The organism is Piscicoccus intestinalis NBRC 104926, assembly GCF_001515525.1.
Classification (GTDB): domain Bacteria; phylum Actinomycetota; class Actinomycetes; order Actinomycetales; family Dermatophilaceae; genus Kineosphaera; species Kineosphaera intestinalis.
Genome location: NZ_BCNQ01000280.1, coordinates 1 through 1,716 on the forward strand (window position 1 = coordinate 1; position 1,716 = coordinate 1,716).

The 1,716-nt window shown below is 77.3% G+C and carries 2 protein-coding genes; both read right to left on the reverse strand.

Annotated elements, in window-relative coordinates:
- Nucleotides 1-1,289: phytoene/squalene synthase family protein (locus PINTE_RS21190; protein ID WP_157087446.1), on the reverse strand; the 1,289-nt coding region annotated here is incomplete at its 3' end.
- Nucleotides 1,290-1,413: 124 nt separating this feature from the next.
- Nucleotides 1,414-1,716: hypothetical protein (locus PINTE_RS21195; protein ID WP_373280192.1), on the reverse strand; the 303-nt coding region annotated here is incomplete at its 5' end.

Consider the following 1,716-nt stretch of genomic DNA (forward strand, 5'->3'; position numbering starts at 1 on the left):
CCCGGGTCGGCCTCCAGGGCGGGCACCCGGGCCCACAGCAGCGTCCCGTCGTCGAGGGCGGGCACGGTGGGGCGCCCGGCCACCGGTCCCGCCTGCACCCGGCCGTCGCGCTCGCGCCACAGCGTGACCGGGGCCGTGCCGACCACGCGCCGCAGGGACGCGCCGGGGCGCAGGTCGCCGCTGGCTCCGACGACGCACCAGCCGCCGGCCCCCGACCCGAACGAGGCTGTGGGGGAGGGCGGGGCGATCGGGTCGGTTGGGTCGTCGCGGCCGGCGGCGGGGGTGATCGGGTCGGTCGGAGCCGGGGTGCGGGGGAGGGCGTCGAGGCTGCCGGGCGGGGGCGCCGGCGGCGTCACGCGCGGGGCGATCCGGCTCCGGCCGGTGACGACGACGCGGGCGGCGACGGCCGTCTTCGCGAGGGGGTCGACGCGGCGGCGGCCGGTGAAGACGTCGTAGTCGGCGGCCTCGATGCGCGACAGGATGCCGGAGTACATCGACAGGGCGCTGCCGACGCAGCGGGCGGCGGCCGGAGGCAGCATGGCCACCCCCGGCTCGGCCTCGCGGTAGAGCGCCCGGTTGCGGGCGATCTGCGCGGCGAGGAAGTCGCGCCACGCGGGGGTGACCGTGCGCGCCCACGGGTCGGCGCCGAACCGCGCGAGTTCGTCGGCGGGCAGGTAGACGCGGCCCCGGTCCAGGTCTTCGCCGACGTCGCGGATGAAGTTCGTCAGCTGAAAGGCCAGGCCGAGGGCCCGCGCCGGCTCCTTGGCCCGCGGGGTGCGCGGGCGCAGCACGGGCAGCATCATCTCGCCGATGACGGCCGCGGACCCCTCCATGTAGACGTCGCGCAGCTCGGCCCAGCTCGACCAGCTCGTGCGGGTCAGGTCCAGGCGCATGGCGCCGAAGAACCGCTCGAAGCAGTCCCGCGGCAGGTCGAGCCGGCGCGCGGTGTCGCCGACGGCCGCCAGGATCGGGTGCGGGTCGCCGCCGTGCTCCCACTCGGCGTAGAAGCGCTCCTCGAAGGCGTCGAGCCGCCGCGCGGGATCGGCCCCCGGGGGCACCGCGAGGTCGATGAGGCCGGCGGCGTCGGGTTCGTCGACGATGTCGTCGGCCAGCCGGCACAGCGCGTAGACCCCGTACACGTCGCGGCGCTGGGCGGGGGGCAGGAACAGCGTGCCCCAGTAGTACGTGGTGCCGTGCGCGCGCGTCAGCTCGCGGCAGCGCGCGTAGCCCTCGGCGAGTTCGTCGGCAGACCGGCGCCGACCGATGGAGCCGAGGGTGGGTCGACGCATTGAACCTGCTTTCCGCGGAAGACGTTCGATACGCCCGATTCAACACGCACGCCGCCCCCGGCACCAGTGCACCCCGTGCGCCACGCCGGGCGCCGGGCACCGCCGACCTCGCGCGGCGACGGGCTCACCCGGCGTCGCGCTCCCGCCGCTGCGCGATGACCCGCTCGGCCGCCTGGAACGTCACGACGACGTCGGGACGCGGCTCGCGTCGGGCCAGCAGCCAGGCCGCCCGGGTCGACAGCGCGTCGACGGGCACGACGACGTCGGCGCCGCCGAAGAGCCGCGCCGCGCGCCGGGAGGTGAGCACCGCCACCGCGAACTCGTTGGGGATCCCGCTGCCGCGCCGGCGGAACGCCGTGCGCACCACGTGCGACGGCAGCTCCGCGAGCCCGGCCGACGAGCGGGACACCCGGCGCGCGAGGAGACG